The organism is Spirosoma jeollabukense (genome assembly GCF_054777855.1).
Map to the genome: position 1 here is coordinate 298,264 of NZ_BAAHAD010000003.1, position 22,642 is coordinate 320,905.

Annotated in this window: 18 protein-coding genes; 11 read left to right on the plus strand and 7 right to left on the minus strand. The window is 48.7% G+C overall.

Going from position 1 to position 22,642, the window contains the following annotated elements; translation table 11 throughout:
• Positions 1–79: 79 nt before the first annotated feature.
• The 7 genes from ACYVEA_RS15325 (at position 80) to ACYVEA_RS15355 (ending at position 11,661) form a co-directional block, all read left to right on the plus strand.
• Entirely contained in the window at positions 80–1,450 is a 1,371-nt protein-coding gene (locus tag ACYVEA_RS15325; protein ID WP_461114318.1) for a SusD/RagB family nutrient-binding outer membrane lipoprotein, read from the plus strand.
• A 160-nt stretch (positions 1,451–1,610) separates the two neighbouring features.
• Entirely contained in the window at positions 1,611–3,812 is a 2,202-nt protein-coding gene (locus tag ACYVEA_RS15330) for a penicillin acylase family protein (protein WP_461114319.1), read from the plus strand.
• Between the two features lie 150 nt (positions 3,813–3,962).
• Positions 3,963–5,606 (plus strand): TldD/PmbA family protein, encoded by a 1,644-nt coding sequence (locus tag ACYVEA_RS15335; RefSeq protein ID WP_461114320.1) that lies wholly within the window; start codon positions 3,963–3,965, stop codon positions 5,604–5,606.
• A 119-nt stretch (positions 5,607–5,725) separates the two neighbouring features.
• Positions 5,726–7,042 carry a TldD/PmbA family protein gene (locus ACYVEA_RS15340; RefSeq protein WP_461114321.1) on the plus strand — a complete coding sequence of 439 codons (1,317 nt, stop codon included), beginning with the start codon at positions 5,726–5,728 and terminating at the stop codon, positions 7,040–7,042.
• A gap of 124 nt (positions 7,043–7,166) precedes the next feature.
• Positions 7,167–8,258 carry an alpha/beta hydrolase family protein gene (locus ACYVEA_RS15345; protein ID WP_461114322.1) on the plus strand — a complete coding sequence of 364 codons (1,092 nt, stop codon included), beginning with the start codon at positions 7,167–7,169 and terminating at the stop codon, positions 8,256–8,258.
• Between the two features lie 380 nt (positions 8,259–8,638).
• On the plus strand, positions 8,639–10,279 hold the full coding sequence (locus tag ACYVEA_RS15350; protein ID WP_461114323.1) for a TldD/PmbA family protein: 1,641 nt from the start codon (positions 8,639–8,641) through the stop codon (positions 10,277–10,279).
• Between the two features lie 11 nt (positions 10,280–10,290).
• Positions 10,291–11,661 carry a TldD/PmbA family protein gene (locus ACYVEA_RS15355; RefSeq protein WP_461114324.1) on the plus strand — a complete coding sequence of 457 codons (1,371 nt, stop codon included), beginning with the start codon at positions 10,291–10,293 and terminating at the stop codon, positions 11,659–11,661.
• A gap of 117 nt (positions 11,662–11,778) precedes the next feature.
• Here ACYVEA_RS15355 and ACYVEA_RS15360 read toward each other — a convergent pair whose 3' ends face one another.
• Complete coding sequence (locus ACYVEA_RS15360; protein ID WP_461114325.1) at positions 11,779–12,387, minus strand: RNA polymerase sigma factor; 609 nt, start codon at positions 12,385–12,387, stop codon at positions 11,779–11,781.
• Positions 12,388–12,931: 544 nt separating this feature from the next.
• On the opposite strand from ACYVEA_RS15360, the gene ACYVEA_RS15365 reads away from it, so the two are divergent.
• Entirely contained in the window at positions 12,932–13,843 is a 912-nt protein-coding gene (locus ACYVEA_RS15365; protein WP_461114326.1) for an SMP-30/gluconolactonase/LRE family protein, read from the plus strand.
• Between the two features lie 67 nt (positions 13,844–13,910).
• On the opposite strand, the gene ACYVEA_RS15370 is transcribed toward ACYVEA_RS15365, so the two are convergent.
• From ACYVEA_RS15370 to prfA, 4 genes are all read right to left on the minus strand, one after another.
• Complete coding sequence (locus ACYVEA_RS15370) at positions 13,911–14,801, minus strand: YitT family protein (RefSeq protein ID WP_461114327.1); 891 nt, start codon at positions 14,799–14,801, stop codon at positions 13,911–13,913.
• A 19-nt stretch (positions 14,802–14,820) separates the two neighbouring features.
• Positions 14,821–17,133 carry an efflux RND transporter permease subunit gene (locus ACYVEA_RS15375; RefSeq protein ID WP_461114328.1) on the minus strand — a complete coding sequence of 771 codons (2,313 nt, stop codon included), beginning with the start codon at positions 17,131–17,133 and terminating at the stop codon, positions 14,821–14,823.
• 191 nt (positions 17,134–17,324) lie between these two features.
• Positions 17,325–17,711: a hypothetical protein gene (locus ACYVEA_RS15380; protein ID WP_461114329.1), complete on the minus strand. Its 387-nt coding sequence runs from the start codon at positions 17,709–17,711 to the stop codon at positions 17,325–17,327.
• Between the two features lie 76 nt (positions 17,712–17,787).
• On the minus strand, positions 17,788–18,861 hold the full coding sequence (prfA, locus tag ACYVEA_RS15385; protein WP_461114330.1) for a peptide chain release factor 1: 1,074 nt from the start codon (positions 18,859–18,861) through the stop codon (positions 17,788–17,790).
• 146 nt (positions 18,862–19,007) lie between these two features.
• Between prfA and ACYVEA_RS15390 the strand changes: the two genes are divergently transcribed.
• A complete protein-coding gene (locus ACYVEA_RS15390) occupies positions 19,008–19,622 on the plus strand; it encodes a hypothetical protein (protein WP_461114331.1) in 615 nt (204 codons plus the stop codon).
• A 1-nt stretch (position 19,623) separates the two neighbouring features.
• Here the strand turns inward: ACYVEA_RS15390 and mnmH are convergent, their stop codons facing one another.
• Both mnmH and ACYVEA_RS15400 read right to left on the minus strand, forming a co-directional pair.
• Positions 19,624–20,652 carry a tRNA 2-selenouridine(34) synthase MnmH gene (gene mnmH / locus ACYVEA_RS15395; protein WP_461114332.1) on the minus strand — a complete coding sequence of 343 codons (1,029 nt, stop codon included), beginning with the start codon at positions 20,650–20,652 and terminating at the stop codon, positions 19,624–19,626.
• 78 nt (positions 20,653–20,730) lie between these two features.
• Positions 20,731–21,459 (minus strand): pyridoxine 5'-phosphate synthase, encoded by a 729-nt coding sequence (locus ACYVEA_RS15400; RefSeq protein ID WP_461114333.1) that lies wholly within the window; start codon positions 21,457–21,459, stop codon positions 20,731–20,733.
• Positions 21,460–21,593: 134 nt separating this feature from the next.
• Between ACYVEA_RS15400 and ACYVEA_RS15405 the strand changes: the two genes are divergently transcribed.
• Together ACYVEA_RS15405 and ACYVEA_RS15410 are read left to right on the plus strand one after the other, a co-directional pair.
• Entirely contained in the window at positions 21,594–22,043 is a 450-nt protein-coding gene (locus tag ACYVEA_RS15405) for a GatB/YqeY domain-containing protein (RefSeq protein ID WP_461114334.1), read from the plus strand.
• Positions 22,044–22,108: 65 nt separating this feature from the next.
• Entirely contained in the window at positions 22,109–22,639 is a 531-nt protein-coding gene (locus tag ACYVEA_RS15410; RefSeq protein WP_461114335.1) for a CvpA family protein, read from the plus strand.
• Positions 22,640–22,642: the final 3 nt, after the last annotated feature.

Genomic DNA, 22,642 nt, shown 5'->3' on the forward strand with positions numbered 1-22,642 from the left:
AATGAAACGACGATATAGATCCATTTGTGCAGGGCTGATTGCCTTGGCTTTTTTCTCGTGCGAGTCAATAGTATCCGATATGAACAAGGATTTGAACAATCCAACGGATGCTTCGGCTGAGTATATTTTTACCGGTACTCAGATCGCCCACATTGCGTCTCAGGAAGGCATGGCTAGCCGACTCACCATTGTCTGGACGGGCTACGGCTACGGAAGTTTCCAGCAGTTCGGTACGTGGGGACAATACCAGATTACGGCCGCCAATTTTGACGATGACTGGAATCTGTTCTATACCGGGACCAACAAAAATGCCGTACGAACCTTAGAAAAAGCGAATCAGTTAGGCAACCGCGTCATGGCCGGTATCACCAAGATTATCCAGGCACATAACATCGGAACCGTTACTGAACTTTGGGGCGATGCACCATTTACAGAAACCGCCAACACCGCTACGTTCTCGAATCCCCATTTCGAAACGCAGGCAGAGCTGATTCCCAAACTCATTGCCCAACTGAATGATGGAATTGCCGATCTGGAATCGGGCATTGGTGCCGTGGGAACAAAAGATATTTTTTTCGGGGGCGATGTCACGAAATGGAAACAGGTGGCCAATACGCTGAAAGCTCGTTTGTATGTGGATTTAAAACAATACAATGAAGCGTATACTGCAGCTACAGCGGGGGTGAGTTCGTACGCTAATTCGATGTATGCCACGCATGGCACAACGGCCAGCGTGAACGAAAATCAGAATTACAGCTTCCTGACCAACGTTCGGGCGGGCAGTATTACGGCCGAAGGTGCCTACAACGCAGAGCTTTTAAATCCGACTAAAACGGCTACGTATCGGGGAAATTCAAAAACAAACGAAACGGCCCGCTTCAAATTCTATTACCTGGAGAACGGCGTTAATTCACCGGGCGTAATCGAACCAAACACGCTGACAACCACCGCAAATCGTGGCTTTTTCGCCCGGGATGCCAGTTTTCCCCTTGTTACGTATCAGGAGAATATGCTGACGCTGGCCGAGATGGCGCTGCGTTCAGGAAAAGGATTTGATGTAGCCCTTGGTCACCTGAACACGTATCGTAGTTTTCTGAACGGTGGCGGGTATCTGCACGCGACCTATAAAGTGGCAGGTACGTATAAATATGACCCCTACGTAGCTGCCGACTTTGCCGCCGGAGGGATTGAGAACAAAGATGGTATTACGGCCTCGAATGCTTTGTTGCGGGAAATTCTGGAAGAACGCTACGTTACGTTCTACGGCCAGCATTTAGGCTGGAATGATGAGCGCCGTACCCGAACGGAAGGGCTGGGTGTTAAACTCAAACCAAACAACGGCAGTCAGTTGCCCTGGCGATTTATTTATTCTCAGAACGAGCTGAACTCCAATCCAAACAGTCCGCGCTCAACACCAGGTTTGTTTGATCCAATCGCTATTTACAAGTAAACTTTCTGATCATTAGTTTTTCGGCAACCAGATAATCTGGAAAGCTACCGGAGGTCTGTCAGGCTAAGGAACGAAGCGTCTCCGGGAGGGGGAATCACTACAGCTACCAAAGATGCATCGTTCCTCAGTATGGCAAAAAATCGTAATCCAACTTATTTCAATGCACAATAAAGCTTATTTTTTCCTTGTCTTATTTGGCTTGTTGATTTACTCTACGGTCGTGCAGGCGCAATTTTCTACTCAGGAAGTCGATCAACTAACAAAGCAGGCGAAAGGCGTTGAGATTGTGAAGGACACCTACGGGGTTCCACACATCTACGCGAAAACCGATGCCGACGCCGTGTTTGGCCTCATGTACATACAGTGCGAAGAGTTCTTCGACAAAGTAGAAAATTCACTGGTTACGCGCCTGGGCCGTACTTCCGAAATCGAAGGCGAATCCGCTGTCTACCGAGACCTCTGGACGCGTATGTTCATTGACTCCACGCAAGCCGTTCAACTGTACAAAAAAACGCCGGACTGGTTGAAAAAACTCTGCGATGCCCACGCTGCCGGGATTAATTATTACATGATCACGCATCCGACGGTTAAACCCAAATTGCTTGCCCGAATCGAGCCCTGGATGGTGCTGATGAACAACGTACCGGCCATGGGCGGCAGCAACGTTAGTGAAGCTGATTTCAAGGCCTTTTACGGGAAAGAAGTCGCTCAGGTGGCTACGGGTAGCCGGAGTTTTACGGCCGATCCGCCCAAGAATGATGGCTCCAATGGTTGGGCGCTGGGGCCGTCCCGGACGAAAAACAAAAAGGCGATCCTGTTTATTAATCCGCACGCGGAGTACTACGGACGTATTGAAGTGCACATGGTAAGTGCCGAAGGGTTGAACTCCTATGGAGCCCCCTTCCTGGGCCAGTTCAACATTTTTCAGGGTTTCAATGAGTTCTGCGGCTGGATGCACCCGGTCTCGCTGTCGGACGCCAAAGATTTATACGCTGAAGATGTCGAGCGGAAGAATGGGAAGTTGATGTACCGATACAACGGTGTCTGGAAGCCGGTCGATAGCACGACCACGGAGCTTCGCTACAAAAAAGGCGATAGCTGGGCAATGAAGAAATTTACGACGTATCATACGCATCACGGACCGGTTGTTTATGCCACCGCCACCCGCTGGATCGCCCTGAAAACCTACGAACCTAACATCGAACTGCTGGGCATGAACTGGCTGAAAATGAAGGCGCGTAACCTGAAGGAATTTACCACGGCCATCAACGCCCGCGCCATGGTGGGCAGCAACATCGTTTATGCCGACAAGGCCGGAAATATTGCCTACTGGCACGGCAACTTCGTCCCAAAGAAGAACCCATTGCTCGATTGGAAACGACCCGTCGACGGTACTACGTCGGCCACGGAATGGCAGGGAACGCACGAACTGGCAGAACTTCCCCAATACATCAACCCGACTAACGGCTGGCTACAGAACTGTAACTCAACGCCGTTGTACGGGGCAGGCGAATTATCGACTCCCATGTTGAAGTTACCGACCTACATGCTTCCCGACGGTCACACACCCCGGGCTGTGCATGCTGTACGCGTATTAACACCCCTGAAAAACGCGACGATGGATGATGTCATCATGGCTTCCTACGATACGTATCTGCCCAGTGGCGAGCGATTTGTTCCCAGCCTGATTGCCGCGTATAATTCTGTAGCCATCGATTCCATAAAGACCAGACTGGCACAACCGATCGACGTCTTACAAAAATGGAATTTCAAAACAGATACCAGTTCCATTGCCACAACCCTGACCACGCTCTGGCTGGAAAAGATCATTCAACTGGACATGGCCCGATTACCCAAACCGGCCACGACCGAGGAACAATATTCGCTGACCAACGGGGCCGCGCTCACCACCGAATTTCTATCGCCCATGGAGCAGCTCACCGCGCTGATTCAGGTCATTGCTGATCTGGAAAAAGAGTTTGGGACCTGGCAGGTAGCTTGGGGTACGGCCAACCGGTTTCAGCGGACAACGGATAAAGAACCCAGCGATGAAAAACCTAGCTGGGGCATACCCGCAACGCCGGGTTATATGGGTTCGCTGAACGCGTATGTGAGTAAAAAATCGCCTAAAACGCATAAGCGTTACGGGATCACGGGCAATACGTTCGTAGCCGCAGTTGAGTTTGGCGACAAGCTTCGGGCCAAAACAATCCTGACGGGTGGGGCCAGTGCCGATCCAGCGTCTCCGCACTACACCGATCAGGTGAATGGCTACATTAATGGAACCTACAAGGAAATTTATTTTTACAAAGACGACGTCTACAAACACGCTGAGAAAGTCTATCACCCCGGCGACAAGTGATTTACCCCCAACCCCCTGAATGGGGCTTTATTTGCGTATCGGCAAAGTCCCCTTCAGGGGGTTGGGGGTAAGATTCCTGCGGTGTGAGGTTGTTAATTCGGACCTCACACTTTAGAAACAGTTCAACTTCCTAACAACCTAGTATTCTCTATGAAAAGACGTGAGTTTGCGAAATTATCCGGTTTGGGCATGAGCGCGGCTCTGCTTCCTGCCGGGTTGCTGACCGGTCGTCGGGTCTCGGCGGAAGACCTGCTGAGTCCGTGGCTGGACGTAGCGCTGAAGAAACGACTGGCCGACGTAGCCCTGAATGCGGCTAAAAGTAAAGGCGCTACGTATGCGGATGTACGCATTGGCCGGTATCTGCGGCAGTACCTGTTTACCCGCGAAAACAAAGTGCAGAACATCGTCAATTCGGAGTCGTATGGCATTGGTATCCGGGTTATTGCCAATGGCACCTGGGGGTTTGCCTCAACGAATGAGATGAGTGCCGAGAGTATTGCCCGGTGTGCCGCTGAAGCTGTTGACATGGCGAAAGCCAATGCAGAAATCCAGTTAGAACCCGTGGTGCTGGCCCCTCAGAAAGGCTTCGGCGAAAAGACCTGGAAAACACCCATCAGGAAAAATGCCTTTGAGATTCCGGTTAAGGAAAAGATAGACCTGCTTATGGAAGTGAACGGAGCCGCAATGAAAAATGGCGCTTCGTTCGTTACGTCTAATCTGTTCTTTGTCAACGAGCAGAAATACTTCGCATCTACTGACGGCTCCTACATCGATCAGGACATCCATCGGATGTGGCCCACGTTTACGGTTTCGGCCGTGAACAAGCAGACCGGACGCTTTAAATCCCGCGATGCGCTGAGTGCGCCGATTGGTATGGGTTACGAATATTTATCGGATAATCCGGCCGAGAAGATTGTGATACCCAATGGACCCACTACCTACCGATACGCCTACAACATGATTGAGGATGCCACCGCAGCGGCACTGCAAGCAAAGGAAAAGCTATCGGCAAAATCGGTACCGGCGGGCAAATATGACATGATTCTGGACCCGTCCAATCTGGGGTTAACGATTCACGAATCCGTTGGGCACCCGCTGGAACTCGACCGCGTCCTTGGCTACGAAGCCAATCTGGCCGGAACCAGCTTTGCTACAATGGAAAAACTGAAATCGAAGAACTTCCAGTACGGCAGCAAAATCGTCAATTTGAGAGCCGATAAAACGCAGCCAAATACCATGGGGCTGGTTGGCTATGACGATGAAGGCGTTCCGGGCAAACAGTGGGATCTGGTTAAAAACGGCATTCTGGTCAATTTTCAGGCTACGCGCGATCAGGTGCATTTGCTGGGCGAAAAAGAGTCACAGGGGTGCAGTTTTGCCGAAAGCTGGGATAGCGTACAGTTTCAGCGGATGCCGAACGTATCACTACAGCCGGGGCCGGATAAATACAGCATTCACGACATGATCAAGGATACCGAGAAAGGTATTTATATTCTGGGCCGGGGCTCATCGTCGATCGATCAGCAGCGGTATAACTTCCAGTTCAGCGGTCAGCTTTTCTACGAAATCAAGAATGGGGCCATCGTGGGTATGCTCGACGACGTAGCCTACCAGTCCAACACGCAGGAGTTCTGGAATGCATGCGCCCGCATCTGCGACAAAGACGACTACCGGTTATTCGGTACGTTCTTCGACGGGAAAGGACAGCCCGGACAGGTAAGCGCCGTTTCGCACGGCTGCCCCACGACGCGCTTCAACGGCGTAAATGTTATCAATACGGGTAGGAAAATTTAAAAATAGTTTACGGTTTTCTGTTTACCGTTTTCAGTGGTGCTTACTCACTGTACTACGTGCCTAGCCGAAGCCCTCTCTTAACTAAAATAAAAAACCGTAAACAGTAAACCCTTAAAAAAATGGCCATTTTATCTCAGGAAGAAGCCAGGAAAATTATAGATAAGGTTTTGAGTTATTCCAAAGCCGACGAAATGAAGGTCGAATTAACCGGAGGACGATCCGGTAACATTCGCTTTGCCCGTAACTCGGTGTCCACCGCCGGAGCTACTAACAATCTGTCGCTATCGGTCTCGTCGGTATTTGGCAAGAAAACGGGTACGTCCGACATCAATGAGTTTGACGATGCGTCGCTGGAAAAAGCCGTTCGCCGGGCGGAGGAAATGGCCCGACTGGCTCCCGAAAATCCGGAGTACGTTCCCATGCCAGGACCTCAAACCTATGCCACACCACAGGCGTTCGCCGATACGACGGCCACCATCAAAGCACCCGACCGGGCTAAACTGGCGGGCGCCAGCATCAAATCCATCATGGCCAGCCAGTTGAGCGGGGCGGGTTTCCTAGAAGACTCGGCCAATTTCAACGCCATTGGCAACAGCAAAGGACTGGTCGGCTACCACAAAAGCACAAATGTTAATTTCTCACTGACCATCCGTACACCGGATGGCACAGGGTCCGGTTATGCCGCCGGAGACTTCAACGACGTCAGTAAACTAAATACAGGCGCCCTGACGGACGTAGCGATTCAAAAAGCGAAGGCATCTCAAAAGGCTGTTGCGCTGGAGCCGGGAAAGTATACGGTTATTCTGGAGCCGTTAGCCGCCGGCGAACTGGTACAATTCATGGTCAACGCGATGGACGCTCGCACCGCCGACGAAGGCCGGAGTTTTTTGAGCAAAAAAGGGGGCGGTACCCGACTGGGCGAGAAGATTCTGGATGAACGCGTCACCATTTATTCTGATCCTACCAACGCCCAGATCCCCAGTTCTCCTTTTTCTGGCGAAGGCTATCCGCATGAAAAAATAACCTGGTTTGACAAAGGTGTAGTGAAAAATATGTCGTATTCGCCTTACTGGGCGCAGCAAAAAGGGGCTAAGCCACTGCCGCAACCATCGGGTTTTGTGATGGAGGGCGGCACGCAATCCCTGGCTGATTTGATCAAAGGCACGGAAAAAGGAATTCTGGTCACGCGCTTCTGGTACACCCGCTGGCTTGACCCACAAACGCTGCTGTACACTGGCTTAACCCGCGACGGTACATTCTACATCGACAAAGGCCAGATCAAATATCCGGTCAAGAACTTCCGGTTCAACGAAAGCCCGGTCATTATGCTCAACAACCTGGAGGCCATGGGCGTGCCGGTACGTACCCGCGGCAACCTGGTTCCTCCTTTGCGCATCCGTGATTTCACGTTCAGCAGCCTTTCGGATGCGGTATAGATTACTCTAAGAAACTACATCGTCCTCACCCCTAAGTCCCCTGAAGGGGATTTAGGGGTGAGGACGATGTAACGAACCAATCAAGAATTAATTAGTAGCCATCACTCCTCTTTTCACTAACTCTATGAAAAAAACAATTGGACTGGTTTTGTCTCTGGCGACAGGTACATTTCTTTATGGCCAGACGAAAGCTCAAAACTCAGAAGCCGCTCAGATAACGGCGCTTCAGCGGCAGATAGCGGGTATGCAGCATCAGTTTGATGCCCTGGATAAAACCATTGACGACCTCACCTGGAGCCAGCGGCTGGGTGATGCTACGTTGGTTGATAAGGTGATCATCACCGGACCACCACCAGCCGTTATCAAAAATCCGACGGGGCAGGGGGCTAAAAATCCCGTCCGTTTTTCAGCCTACGTATTCATCCCGTCGAACATTGATCCGGCCAAAAAATACCCTTTGCTGGTGCTTCCGCACGGCGGGGTGCATAGTAATTTTAATACGGCTTATGCGCACATCATCAAAGAACTTACGGCGCAGGAATACGTAGTGATCGCGCCCGATTATCGGGGAAGCACGGGCTACGGCCAGGGCTTCTACCAGCTCATTGATTACGGCGGACTGGAAGTGGAGGACACGAAGAGCTGCCGGGATTATATGCTGGACAACTACGATTTCATCGACAAGAAACGCGTCGGCATTTTAGGGTGGAGCCACGGCGGGATGATTACGCTGCTCAATCTGTTCAACCATCCATCCGATTATGCCGTTGGTTACGCGGGTGTTCCCGTGAGCGATCTCATTGCTCGGATGGGCTACAAAGGCCAGAGTTACCGCGATGCCTATTCGGCTGATTATCACATCGGGAAATCAGCGGATCAGAACGTGGAAGAATACCGGAAGCGCTCGCCAGCCTGGAATGCCGAAAAACTGCAAACGCCCCTGCTCATTCATACCAACACCAACGACGAGGATGTGAACGTACTGGAGGTCGAACATTTGATAAAATCGCTGAAGGCCGAAGGTAAAAAGTTTGAGTACGAAATTTATAAAGAGGCTCCGGGCGGGCACACGTTCAACCGGATTGACTCCTATGGCGCGAAGGAAAGCCGGATGAAGATTTATGATTTCCTAGCGCAATACCTCAAGCCGAACAAGAAATTCAAAGACGTAAAAGCACTCATCGAAGCGAGTTATTTTCCAAAGTCTGGTAAGTAGACTCGAAAACTCAACGGCCCGAAAAATTAGAACTTTCGGGCCTTTTTTTTATCTGCCCGAAACGACTATAGGCTGGTTTTGCCAAAAGCTACGTAGCGTTAACCGCTGGTATGTAGTCAAAGAATCACTAGTGATACAGCAAGGAAGATTTATCTTTTATAAATCGCTATAGCTAATAACAGACTGCTCTAGGTAGAATATATTACTAAATGAATAATTATTTTTATTTTGATTATATGTAAAATTAAAAAATGATAAAAGTGATTTATTCAATATAATATGCTGTAAATTAAAATTTTAACAGAAGTTGCTGGAAGTTGATTGATTTACTCCTTACCGAAAGATAAACCACTCTTTTAATTCACCTAACGAAAAATACAGTGAATCGTCGCGACTTCAATCAACTTATGAGCCTGGGGGCGGCCGGGATTTTACTCCCCACCCTGCCTGCCTTTTCCCGTACTATCACGGCTGAAGAATTAATGGAGCCCGGCTTGGATGTCTCCGTTAAGAAACGTCTGGCCGATGCTGCGCTAAATGCTGCGACGTCTAAAGGGGCTACTTATGCTGATGTGCGCATTGGCCGCTACCTGAATCAATACGTCATGACGCGGGAAGACAAAGTGCAGAACATCATCAATACGGAGTCATTCGGTGTAGGGGTTCGCGTTATTGCCAATGGTTGCTGGGGATTTGCCGCCATTGGCGATACTCAAAGTGAAGAAGCCGTAGCCAGAACGGCCGAGAGAGCAGTTGCTTTTGCCAAAGCCCATGCTAAACTGTTAAAAAAACCAGTACAGCTAGCGCCCCAGAAGGGCTTTGGTGAGGTATCCTGGAAGACGCCGGTTCAGAAACATTCATTTGAGATACCGGTCAAAGAGAAAACCGATTTGCTGCTATCGGTCAATGGCGCAGCGATGGCCAACGGGGCTGACTTTGTCAATTCGGTGCTGTTTATGATCAATGAGCAGAAATACTTCGCGTCGACCGATGGCTCGTATATTGATCAGGATGTTCACCGGATCTGGCCAAATTTCACCGTCACCGCTGTTGATAAAGCGAGCGGCCTGATGGCAACCCGGGATTCGCTGAGTGCGCCGATGGGTAGAAGCTACGACTACCTGCAAACCGCCCCTCCCGACCGACTGGCCGGTGTGACCACCCGATACAACAAAGGCTACGACATGCTCGAAGATGCGACGGCAGCCGCTAAACAGGCTCGGCTGAAGTTGAAAGCCAAGACGGTGGAAGCGGGTAAATACGATCTGGTCTTGGACCCATCGCACACCTATCTGACTATTCATGAGTCGGTGGGGCACGCGACAGAGCTGGACCGGGTATTGGGCTACGAAGCGAATCTGGCCGGTACGTCGTTTGCGACGATTGACAAATGGCAGTCGAAGAAGTTCAATTATGGTAGCAAAGAGGTGAACTTCTTCGCTGATAAAACGCAACCCGGTTCGCTGGGCGACGTTGGCTGGGATGACGAAGGCGTCAAAACCAAAAAGTGGGATATTATTAAAGATGGTATTCTGGTCAATTATCAGGCCATCCGCGATCAGGTACACATACTGGGTGAAACGGAGTCGCAGGGGTGTTGCTACGCCGATAGCTGGAGTACGGTTCAGTTTCAGCGGATGGCAAATATTTCGTTAGCGCCTGGAAAAGAACGGCTTACGGTCGATGAGATGATCAAGGATGTCAAGAAAGGCATTTACATTATTGGAGACGGGTCGTATTCGATTGATCAGCAACGCTACAATTTCCAGTTTGGTGGTCAGTTGTTCTACGAAATAAAAGACGGCCAGATTGCCGGTATGCTCCGGGATGTCGCCTATCAATCCAATACGCAGGAATTCTGGAACTCGTGTGTAAAAGTGTGTGATGAACGGGACTTCCGCCTGGGTGGAACGTTCTTCGACGGGAAAGGACAGCCCGCCCAGATCAATTCGGTTTCGCACGGTAGCTCGACGGCCCGTTTCAACGGCGTAAACGTACTGAACACGTCACGAAAAATTTAACCCTCAACGACATGGCTATCGTATCTCAAGAAGAAGCAAAGAAAATCCTGGATAAGGTTTTATCCTTTTCCAAGGCCGATGAAATGAGTGTCAGCCTGAACGGAGGCCGGACCAGTAATATCCGGTATGCGCTTAACAGCGTTTCCTCCGGGGGCGAATTCGATAATATGTCGCTGTTGATTAGCGCTGGAATCGGTAAACGACTGGGTTCAGCGACGGTCAATGAATTCAGCGATCAGGCTATTGAACGAACGGTTCGACGCGCGGAGGAAATTGCCCGATTGGCCCCCGAAAATTCGGAATATATGCCCATGATTGGGCCACAGAAATACCTGGATACGCCGACTTATTCTGAAAATACCGCCAAAATGGACTCGGAATATCGCGCCCAGGTCGCTTTCGACAGCGTGGCGCCGTGTATGGAAAAGAACCTGAGTGCGGCTGGTTTTTTGCAGGATTCGACCGGATTTTCCGCCATCGCTAACAGCAAAGGGTTGTTTGGCTACAACAAAGCTACTTCCGTTGATTTCTCGGTTACGGTTCGGACGGCCGACGCAAAAGGGTCTGGCTACGTTACCCGCGACTTTAATGACATAGCGAAACTGAATGCCGCCGACACTACCCAGATTGCCATGCAGAAAGCTATGGCGTCGACCAGTGCCCGAGCGATTGAACCCGGTAAATACACCGTCATTCTGGAGCCAACGGCTATGAGTACGCTGTTGCAGAGCATGATGTCGGGTATGGATACCCGCCTGGCCGATGAAGGCCGAAGCTTTCTGAGCAAAAAAGGGGGCGGCACCCGATTGGGTGAAAAACTGATTGACGAACGTATCACGATCTATTCCGACCCAATGAATCCTGATGCGCCAAGTGAGCCGTTTTCTGGCGATGGCCGAAGAGGGTTTGCTGCGATCAACTTTCTGGGTGGAGGGGGCGTTGGTGATGGTCGGCCGCAGGAGAAAGTGACCTGGTTCGAGAAGGGAGTGGTTAAAAATATGAGTTATTCCCGCTTTTGGGCCGACAAAAAAGGGGTAAAGGCCATTCCGCCACCGACTGGATTTATTATGCAGGGAGGCAACCAGTCGCTGGCTGAGATGATAAAAAGCACCGAGCGGGGCATTCTGGTAACCCGTCTTTGGTACGTTCGGATGGTCGATCCGAAGACGTTGCTACAAACGGGATTGACCCGCGATGGTACGTTCTACATCGAAAATGGACAGATCAAATTTCCGGTGAAAAACTTCCGCTTTAATGAAAGTGCAGTTATTGTGTTGAATAATGTAGAATCTCTGGGAACACCCATACGCATGAACGGCAACATGATTCCGCCCGTAAAAGCCCGCGACTTCACATTTACCAGCTTGTCGGATGCCATATAAATCAATCGAATACTCTTCTTCAGAAACTAGCTTTCTGAAGAAGAGTATTACACGTATCTGAAAATTAACAGACTGATTTTTAGTGCTTTTGCTTACTCATCAAGAAGGAATATCTCCTTATATCACTAGTAATAAATCAGCGGTTTGAACCGCTACTTCCATACATAAACTGAAGGCAATTCCCATATCTTTTCTGACGGCACATTTGATCACCTTCATTGATCTGACCATGTGTTTCTTGATGGCATTGTTAGATACGCCCAGAATCTGAGCGGCTTCTTCGTAACTTTTATCCTGTTGTCGGCACAATTTAAATACGGTGCGGCTTTGCGGGGGTAATGTGTCCAGAACAGTCTGTAGAAACTGTTGGTATTCTTTTGCCAGGAGAAATTCTTCTGTGTAATTAGTCGATAGACAATAATTTCTTAAGAATTCAGCCTTTATGCGATCTTCAACAGCAGCCCGTTTAAGAAAATTAAATGTGTGGTTTTTGGTAATTGTGAAAAGATAGGATTTGAAGGAATTGATTCCCTGAATTGCGTAACGATCCTCCCATATTTTCATGAAAACTTCCTGGCAGATGTCATTTGAAAGTTCAGCGGATTTTATGAACTTATAAATGAACCGGTAAATACCAGGCCGATAAAAATCGTGTAGCTTGTTGAAGGCTTTTTCGTTTCCAGTTGCGATTTGGTCAAGCAGGATACTTTCGTTGGAAAAAGTCATTTAATAAAGCTGGTTAAAGGAGTTACGATATGAGCAATTACGATCTTGACTTAAGCCTAGGACTTCACATGCCAACTGTCTAAAAAAACAGACGATCATTTATGTAATTCTTATTATTTCACTATAAAAGCACGTTTATTTAAAATTATATTTTTATTATTCAATAAATATAAGAATTTTATTCGTACTAAATACATAATTGGAAGTTAAATAGCCGTTCGTTGATAACGTAGTGAGAGATGCTGAGAATCTTATGGCACGATCATTTAATCGGGGTATTCGCCTACAGATGGGCACGATGATGACCTCACGACTAATGTCAGCGATGAGGGTCATGTGGTTGAGTAGCCGGTAGATTATTGGTTGATGAAGTTATCTGGTAGGGTATTTGTCCTTTAGGAGAGTAGCAGCCCTTTTTGGTAACCCAAAGTCGCTACTTAGTTCAGTAGCATTGATTCAAAGCTGTCTTTGTAGCTACGTATATTTTGCTCAGTTTTATAGAAGAGCAAGTGCTACGTAAACTATTTACTCAAAATCAGTAATAATGAAAAAGTATAAGGGAACTGAGCTCCTAGTCATAACCTTCCTATCCATTTCATGGAGTGGATTTGGGCAGGGATTGAGCGATTCAGTTGCTGTTGTGGCGCCGGGTGCTATAGTCAAGAAAATTTCCGACCAGTTTGCATTTACAGAAGGGCCGGCTGTTGACAAAAATGGCGTGATCTATTTCACCGATCAGCCTAACGATAAAATCTGGAGGTATGGCACAGACGGTACGTTGTCGCTTTATATGGACAAAACGGGGCGCTCCAATGGGCTATATTTCGATAAAGCAGGTAATCTGGTTTCCTGCGCCGATGAGAAAGACGAGTTATGGTCTATTAGCCCTGATAAGAAAATCACCGTGTTAATGACCGATTATAAAGGCCAGCGCATGAATGGCCCTAACGATCTATGGATTGATCCAAAGGGGGGCATTTACTTCACTGACCCCTATTATCAACGGGATTACTGGGAGCGGAAAAAGCCCGACATTGACGGACAAAAAGTTTATTATTTACCCAAAGGCCATAAACAAGCCATTCTCGTCGACGGTGATTTGATGCAGCCCAACGGCATTGTAGGTACGCCCGACGGCAACTATCTATACGTAGCGGATATTCGGGCGAACAAAACGTATAAGTACGAAATCAAACCCGATGGTACGTTGGCCAATCGACAGCTACACATCGCGCAGGGATCAGATGGTATGACGCTGGATAGTCAGGGTAATCTTTATCTGAGTGGGAAGGGTGTAACGGTCTATGACCCTACTGGAAAAAAAATGGGCAACATTCCGGTACCATCGCGTTGGGTTGGTAATATTTGCTTTGGTGGAAAAGACCGAAAAACATTATTCATAACCGCAACCGAGTCCATCTATACGTTACAGATGAAAGCGAAAGGAGTAGAGTAGAGAATGAAAGCAATAGAACCCGGATGAGACTGATTAATCAGTCTCATCCGGGTTCTATTTGGGTGATCTAATGCAATGGCCGCCCTTTAATCATCCCGCCTTTCGCATCGTCGATGCCGTGATTGATAATAAAAGCCCTATCGTCAATGACATCTATTCTGTCTTTCAGGCGAGTTAATTCCAGGCGCGTCACAACGGCGTAAAGAATGTTTGTATCCTGCTCCCGAGGGCCACGCTTTCCATATCCTTTTTCACCCTTAAAGACTGTAACACCCCGGCCCATTTCTTCCGTAATCATGTGGCGAATGGCTTCATGATGATCAGAGACGATAATGATGGCGGTATATTCTTCAATACCGTGGATAAGAAAATCAACCGTTTTGGAAGCCGCCAGGTACGTTAGCATAGCGTAGAGTGCGGTTTCGACATTTATCAGTATGGCTGCGGAGCCAAAAATCAGTACGTTGATCAGCATAATTACGTCGCCGACCGTTAGTGGGGAACGTCGGCTAATCCAGATGGCCAGTACCTCCGTGCCGTCCAGAACACCTCCGCCCCGCATTGCTAATCCAATGCCCGCGCCCAGAAAGAAACCGCCAAAAACCGAAATCAGCAGTTTGTCGTTCGTGACCATTGGGTAGGGCACAAGTACGAGGCAGAGCGCTAACAAGCCGATAGCAATAATGGTACGAATGGCAAAGCTGAGGGACATTTGTTTATAGCCCATCCAGATGAATGGGATGTTTACTAAAATAATCAGCACCGCCAGATCAACGCCGGTCGTAATTTCGATGAGCAGCGAAATACCCATGGCGCCCCCATCCAGAAAATTATTGGGTAATAAAAACCCTTTCAGGCCCATACCCGCACATAGTACGCCCGCACACAGAAACCCCAAGTCTTTCAACCAGCGGGCCCAGGATTGGGACGTAGAAGTCAGTGTAAGTTGAGAGGTCATAATGCATAATGATGATGCGTTAAACACGATATCGTTTAAGTGTCAGCAATAAAGCAGGCAACAGAACAAGATTTGTCAGGCAGGCCATCAATACCGTTGTAGCGACAAGCACACCCAGGGCGGCTGTTCCTCCGAAGCTCGACGCGGCAAAGACGCCGAAGCCGCCTGCCAGAATCAAAGCCGTGTAGATCAGGCTAATACCCGTTTCGTTGATGGCGGCCGTGATCGCAGCCGATGGAACCAGGCCTAATTCAAGCTGCCGTCGGTAGCTAGTCAGGAAATAGACCGTACCATCGGACGCCAGGCCAAACGCAATGCTGAAAATCAAAATAGTTGAGGGTTTGAAGGGAATGCCCGCAAACCCCATGATGCCCGCCGTCACCACCAAAGGAATCAGACAGGGCAGCTTAGAGAGCAGAATAATGGGAATTGATCGAAAAAGAATCATCCCGACCAACGCAATCAGTAAAATGGCGATCAGGAGACTTTCGTAGAGGTTGTCCAGCAGGTAGTCGTTGCTTTGCAGGAAAACCAGGCTGTGTCCCGTCAGGCTCACTTTATAAGGCGTACCGGCAAACAGCGAATCTACCCGAGGCCGCAGGCTCGCCATCACCGCTTTCAATTTGGTTGACCCAATATCAGCCATCTGATAGCTCACCCGTGTAGCCTGCCGCGTGCTATCCAGAAATGAATTTACCATTGATGACTGCGTATTACCTGGTGATTTAGGACCAATCAAGGTGGCATTGTCCGACAGCTTTTTCAGTTCCATCGCAGGGGGTAATACGTAGTAACGCGGATCGCCACCCCGGTGAATCTGGTACGCAAACCGAATGGCATCGACCAGCGAACTTGATTTAGAGAATTCCGGGTACTGAGCCATGATTTTCTCAAGCGCCCGTACTTTGTACAACGCTCGGCCTGCTCCGGCAAAAACGCCATTCGGCTGACCCGTGTCGATCATGATTTCGAGAGGGAGTGCTCCTTTGAATTGCTTTTCGATGAATCGAAGATCTGTATAGACCGGGTCATTTTTCGGCAGATCATCTACTACGTATCCTTCTACCCGAATGAGTGTCAAACCTACGGCGCTCACCAGCGTGACAAGGCCAATCGCTATATAAATCAGCTTCTGCCGGTTGTGTACCAGATAATCGATTCGCTTAAGAAGCGATCGCCAGCCCTCACCCCGAAGTGTTTGGAGCTTTGCCTCTTTAGGAACGGGCAGATAACTCAACAGAATCGGTACCATCAGCAAGCAAATGACGTACACAACCATGACCGAGATCGCAGCGACAACGCCAAACTCCATCAGTAGGCGGCTGTTGGTAAAGTAAAATACGCCAAAACCAATGGCGGTCGTTACGTTTGCCAACAAAGAAGACAAGCCAATCTGACGAATCATGACGTCAAGTGCCTGCTGCTTGTTGCCATGTAGCGACAGTTCTTCATGGTATTTATTGACCATGAAAACGCAGTTTGGAACGCCAATGACAATGAGTAGGGGAGGTAGCAGACCCGTCAACAACGTAAGTTCATAGCCAAAAAGAGACAACGTTCCCAGGGTGAAGGCAACGCCCATTGCCACAACGAGCATTGATATCCAGACCACGCGCCCTGATTTGAACAAGACCCAGACCATCAGGCCTGTAACCAGAGCTGCCAGGGCCATGAACAGCTTCATCTCGCCCCCCACCTTCTTCATCACCTCCGTTCGGATGGACGGCATCCCTGAATAATGAAGCTCAATGCTGTTTTTCTCCGCAAACGCTTGGCCAAAGCGACGAATACTATCGACAACGGCAATACGGGCCTTCGAGTTGAGTTTCTTCTCATCAAAGGAAATCGCCATCAGCGTTGCCTTTGTTTTCTGGTTAAAAAGCAGTCCTTCATAAAACGGCAGAGACAACACCTGCTTTTTCAAGCTATCAACTTCTACCTGGCTTTGAGGATACTGTTTTATGAGTGGCTTAACGCCCCAGGCGGTCCCCTGTTTTTCGAGTGTATAAAGACTGGTGGTCGATAAGACCTGCTTGACACCGGTCATTTTTTTCATCCGCTCCGTCAGCTTGTACCAGTCCTGATAAACAGGCAGATCAAACCAGCGGTCGCTTTGCCAGCCGATCACCATAAGCGTACCGTCAGCACCAAATCGCTTTTTAAAGCTTTCGTAGTGCTGTTGGGTAGAATCGGAGAGAGGAAGTACCCGTTGGATTTGGTAGGATAACTGGATACGGGTGCCAATATAGGCCATTACTCCGGTCGACAAGGCTAATAGAATCAACCAGAATGCCCGATAAGCAAGAATAGCGCGGGCTACAGAAGACCACATAGATAGAGAAGTTAATAAAGCAGAGGTTGTTTCAGTGGTAATGTTGATGACTGGCAGTCTGAACTTCCTATCGAACTTGACCCAACATTCCCACTAAGTAACGACGAACTAGTGATTGCCAGATACAGAAAAACCAGCCCGGCGTAATTCGGAAGAAGAAATACCAACAGGCTATACGACGAATAAGCCCATCAGGGGGCATTAATGGCAATCTGGTGTTCGAAAATGGGCCGCAGAAAACCAAAAACAAAATAAGATCGGTGTGCGTAGCCCGATACGTTTAGGATCAGGGCTCGATATAAAACCGGAACTAAGGGCGGCAGAAAGCCAGGTGAGGAAAAAAATGAGAAACCTGCCAGTGGACTAACAAGGGCAATCGGCGCATGGGCGTGAATAACCGATGAGTAATCGGAATTTCCCTTATCAGAAGACCAGGGATGTGTACTGAAGATAACGGCCTGCCGCTCGTTTTCCAATACAAGTTCGGCCGAACGGGCGGGCAAAACGACCAGCAACCAGATTGCCATCAGGCTTCCCAACCACTTTGTTTTTTGCCACATGCATCCGTTCTGAGCCATCTAATTAAATATTTACAGATCAGCTTTGGCAACGTTTGACACGTTGCCAAAGCTGGCAGGAAGTATTACTACGTTGCTATACAGATGCGCCTTCTTTCAAGCGTTCGGCGTTTTCGGCAATGCGGAGCTGCTCGATAAATTCACCAATTCCACCGTCCATTACAGCTGGGAGGTTATAGACAGTCAGGCCAATCCGGTGATCGGTGACGCGGCTTTGCGGATAGTTATACGTCCTGATTTTGTCTGAACGGTCGCCACTGCCCACCATCGTTTTCCGTTGCGAAGCAATGGCGTCATTATGCTTCTGCAATTCGATTTCGTAAAGCCGCGAACGTAGCACGGTCAACGCTTTGTCGAAGTTTTTTAACTGCGAGCGCTCATCCTGACATTGTACGACCAGACCCGTTGGAATGTGCGTTAACCGAACGGCCGAATACGTCGTGTTAACCGACTGACCACCAGCTCCTGATGAACAGAATGTATCTTTACGAATGTCGTTCATATTAATCTCGACATCGACCTCTTCAGCTTCAGGAAGCACGGCTACGCTAGCTGCCGAGGTATGAATACGGCCCTGCGTTTCGGTAGCGGGTACACGCTGAACCCGATGAACACCCGATTCAAACTTCAGTTTGCCGTACACATCGTCACCTTCAACTTCGGTGATAATTTCTTTATAGCCGCCAGACGTACCTTCCGTAAAGTCAACCAGCGACATTTTCCAGCCCATTTTTTCGCAGAAGCGTTGGTACATCCGGAAAATATCACCCGCGAAAATGGCAGCTTCGTCGCCCCCGGTGCCGCCCCGAATTTCCAGAATGACGTTTTTACTGTCATTCGGATCTTTCGGCATCAGCATCTCCTTGAGGAGCTCTTCCTGCGCATCCCGACGAGGTACCAGTTCGTCCAGTTCGGCTTTGGCTAATTCGCGGAAATCTTCGTCCTTTTCGGTCGCAATGATCTGTTTGGCATTGTCAATCTCTTCGAGCAGTTGCGTATAGGCCTTATACTGCACGACAATTTTTTCCAAATCTTTGTATTCTTTGCTGAGCTTCATGAACCGTTTCTGATCGGAAACGGCCTCGGGCTGCACAATCTGTTGAGCTACTTCGTTGAAGCGTTCGCTGATGGCTTCTAACTGGTCAAGCATAAGTTATACCTATTTTTGCCATTCGGTTTGAATGACAAGGGAGAGCATTTTTAGATACTAAAAAACAAAATTACGAAAATCCCGTCAGTCTGGCTTTGTTTTACTGAAGTGCAACCAAGCTATCAACGGTATCGTTTGCTATACAAATGACGAAACGCAACCCTATTAAGTTCCTGTTTATGGTACGCTCCTGGCTACTGTTGTGCCTATTAATCAGCTTTTTGTCAGCCTGTAATCCTGAGCGGGTAAAATATACCAAGGAGTTGAAAGCAGAAATGGCTGATTCGAAAATCAAGCGAATTACGAACGCCGACCTGATTCAGACGGTAGACAATCTGGGTGCGAAAGTGAGCACCACAATTCAAAAAGAATTAACGGCTCAACTTCAGAAAACAACCGATCCTGCTGAACGGACCAAACTCTGTCAGTTGCAAAACCTACCTCGAACGAAAGCCATTGCCAGCCAATATGTTCTCGACATTCGCCTGCTCGGACCGGATGATATACGCAACAAAGCGCTGGATCCGAAAGAGCGGGAAATTCTGGATGCTTATCTGTACAACGCTAAACAGAAACTATCGCCTATCTCTAACATCCAGAAAATCAACGATACGTCATTTGTATATAACGCAGCCGTTCCGTCTGATAGTCCAATTTGCGAAGTCTGTTTTGGTAAACAGGACGTACCATTTGCGGTCTGGCACGTAGGTTTTCGGAAACGTGAAGTGGTTCGGCGGATGCAGGCGACGAAGAAAAAATGATCTACAACGTATCAGCCCAGTCAATCAGTTGCCGGGCTGTTTTTACTGGATTATCTTCTGTAATGTCAACCGAATGAATGCTGGACGTATCGCGTTGAGAAAGACCGTGTAAGTAAGCTTTGTCATAATAATCCAGCGCAAGATCAGCCACGGTTGCATAATCATAATGCGTGAGGGCCTCCAGCGCATCTTTAGTCGCTTTCCCGCCGAGCCGCTTCCGAATTCGTTCGGTGGCTTCAACCAATAAATGGTGATCAATTCCACCATATTCAGCGACTAGTCGCTGAATACGTAGCGCTTTGGGCACGTCGACAAAGGCCACCGGCGCTATTCGCATTTGTTGCCAGAGAGCCATTGGTATGAAACACGAGCCAACATTGCGGCTTTCGTCTTCAATCCAGATCCGTCGACCCCGATCCAATCTCCGCCACGCAGCAAATAATTGATTTTCATACTGCTCCGTTGCAGGTTGATGGAGTTGCCCGATTCCACCGTAAGACGAACCTTTGTGATGAGCCAGCGCTTCCAGATCGATAACTTGTTCGCCTAATTGAGCTAATTCTTTCAGAATGTCTGTTTTGCCGCTACCCGTCTTTCCTCCAAGAATAATAAGATTACGAGGTTCTGTGAAGGCCGCCAAAACTGCGTTTCGATACGCTTTGTAGCCGCCAATAAGTGTCGAAGCCGTTAGGCCGGCAGTGTCTAACAACCAGGCAAATGAGCCACTGCGCATGCCCCCCCGCCAGCAGTGTACCAGTACTTCCCTGCTTTGCGGATTAAGCTTTTTTGACTGCTTGGCAAATCCGGCCAGTTTTGGCCCAACCAGTTCAAGCCCCAGAATTACGGCAGCATCTTTCCCCGCGTTTTTGTATTTGGTGCCAACCTGCGCCCGCTCTTCATTGTTGAACAGGGGGATGCTCACTGCGCCGGGAATATGGGCATGGTCATACTCGCCCGGCGACCGAACGTCAATGACGGGCAGGGTTTCCGCTTTGATAAGAAATTCTTGGACGGATAACTGATGAACCACTGTCTGAACCGGGATTTTTATGATTAAAATGACAAACTATGATTTCAATACATTGCTTCCTCTGAAAGCAAAATCAGATTAATCATTTAAATCCTGGTTCAAACAGCGCAAATACATTTGAATCGTATTCTCTAAGCCAAAGTAAAGTGCATCACTGATGAGCGCGTGGCCAATGGAAACTTCCTGCAGGCCAGGAATTCGCTGGTTAAAAAACTGCAGGTTTTCCAGGCTCAAATCGTGACCGGCGTTTAACCCTAAGCCGAGTTGATTGGCGCGTATGGCCGCGCGTACGAAAGGGGTAACCGCAACTTCCCGGTCGTCGGCGTAATGCGTGGCATACGGTTCGGTATATAGCTCAATCCGGTCGGTACCAACGGCTTTAGCGCCTTCAACCATGCGTTCGTCGGCGTCCACGAAAATGGATACCCGGATGCCATCGGCTTTGAACGTATCAATTAAGTAGCGCAGATGGTCGGCATGACGAATCGTGTCCCAACCGGCATTGGACGTAATGGCGTCGGGGGCGTCGGGCACAAGGGTAACCTGCTCAGGCCGAACCCGTTTCACCAACTCAATAAACCGCTCGTCGGGATTTCCTTCGATGTTGAACTCAGTCGTTACCACTTCCTTCAAATCCAGTACGTCCTGATAACGAATGTGCCGTTCGTCGGGGCGAGGATGAACCGTGATACCCTGGGCGCCAAACCGTTCGCAATCGAGCGCAACTTTTACCAGATTGGGGTTATTGCCACCACGCGCATTTCGAATAGTAGCAATTTTATTAATATTAACACTTAAACGAGTCATCTTTTTTAAAGAGCGAAAGAGTGAATGAGCGAGAGGGTGATTAGGCTCATTGGTTTCGTAACTTTGTCAAAAGTATGAAGGTTCACGGCTAATTAGTCGCTCTTTCGCTCATTCACTCTTTTGCTTTTATAATTATGTCTTTAAAACAACAAATTGACGCTGATATCAAGCAGGCTATGCTGGCTAAAGATCAGACGAAACTTCGGGCCCTGCGGGCGGTGAAGTCCATGATTTTGCTTGAAGAAACCAAAGAAGGCCAGTCTGGCGAACTAAAACCAGAAGACGAAACCCGGATTTTGACCAAAGCCGTGAAGCAACGCAAAGATTCGGCTGATATCTACCGTCAGCAAAATCGTCCGGATTTATTAGAAGTTGAAGAAGCAGAAATCGCCGTTATTGAACAGTTTCTACCCAAACAACTCTCGGAAGATGAGTTGAAGGTGAAATTGCAGGCCATTATGACACGTATTGGCGCATCCGTCCCCTCAGATATTGGTAAGCTGATGGGCGTAGCGACGAAAGAACTTGCTGGCCAGACGGATGGTAAAGCCATTTCGGCAATGGCGAAGACCTTGTTACAATAAACGTACCTACGGGCTTTAGCCCGGATTAATTACTGTCAGAAACGGGCTTTAGCCCGTAGGTACGAATGAATACTCTCGACATATTAATGCTTATTCCCCTCGCCTGGGGGGCTTTCAACGGGTACCGAAAAGGCCTTCTGGTAGAGATCGTTGCGGTCATTGCTTTTGTCGTGGCTATGATCGTCGGATTCAAGTTTCTGGCCTTCGGAATTGACTTGCTTAGCCCCTACATCAGCCGTGAACTGGCTCGAAAACTGCTGCCTTGGCTTGGCTTTTCGGTGATTTTCTTCCCCACGGTGTTTATGATCAACCAGATGGGACTGGCTATGCGCCGGTCGTTGAAATATTCCGTCCTTGGTACGTTCGACAGTGTGGCTGGTGCGACGGTGGGCGTTTTTACGTGGGTCTTTGGAATTAGTGTTATCCTTTGGTTGTTAAGCTATATGGGCGTCAAAATGCCCCCTCGCCAAACTGAAAGTGCCTTTTTGTACCCCTACGTACGGCCAATTGCGCCGAAAGTAATGGACAAAGCGGCTGTCTGGGTACCCAAAGGTTTAGAAACCGGGAAGAAATGGCGGGCAGAACTTATTGAGTGAATC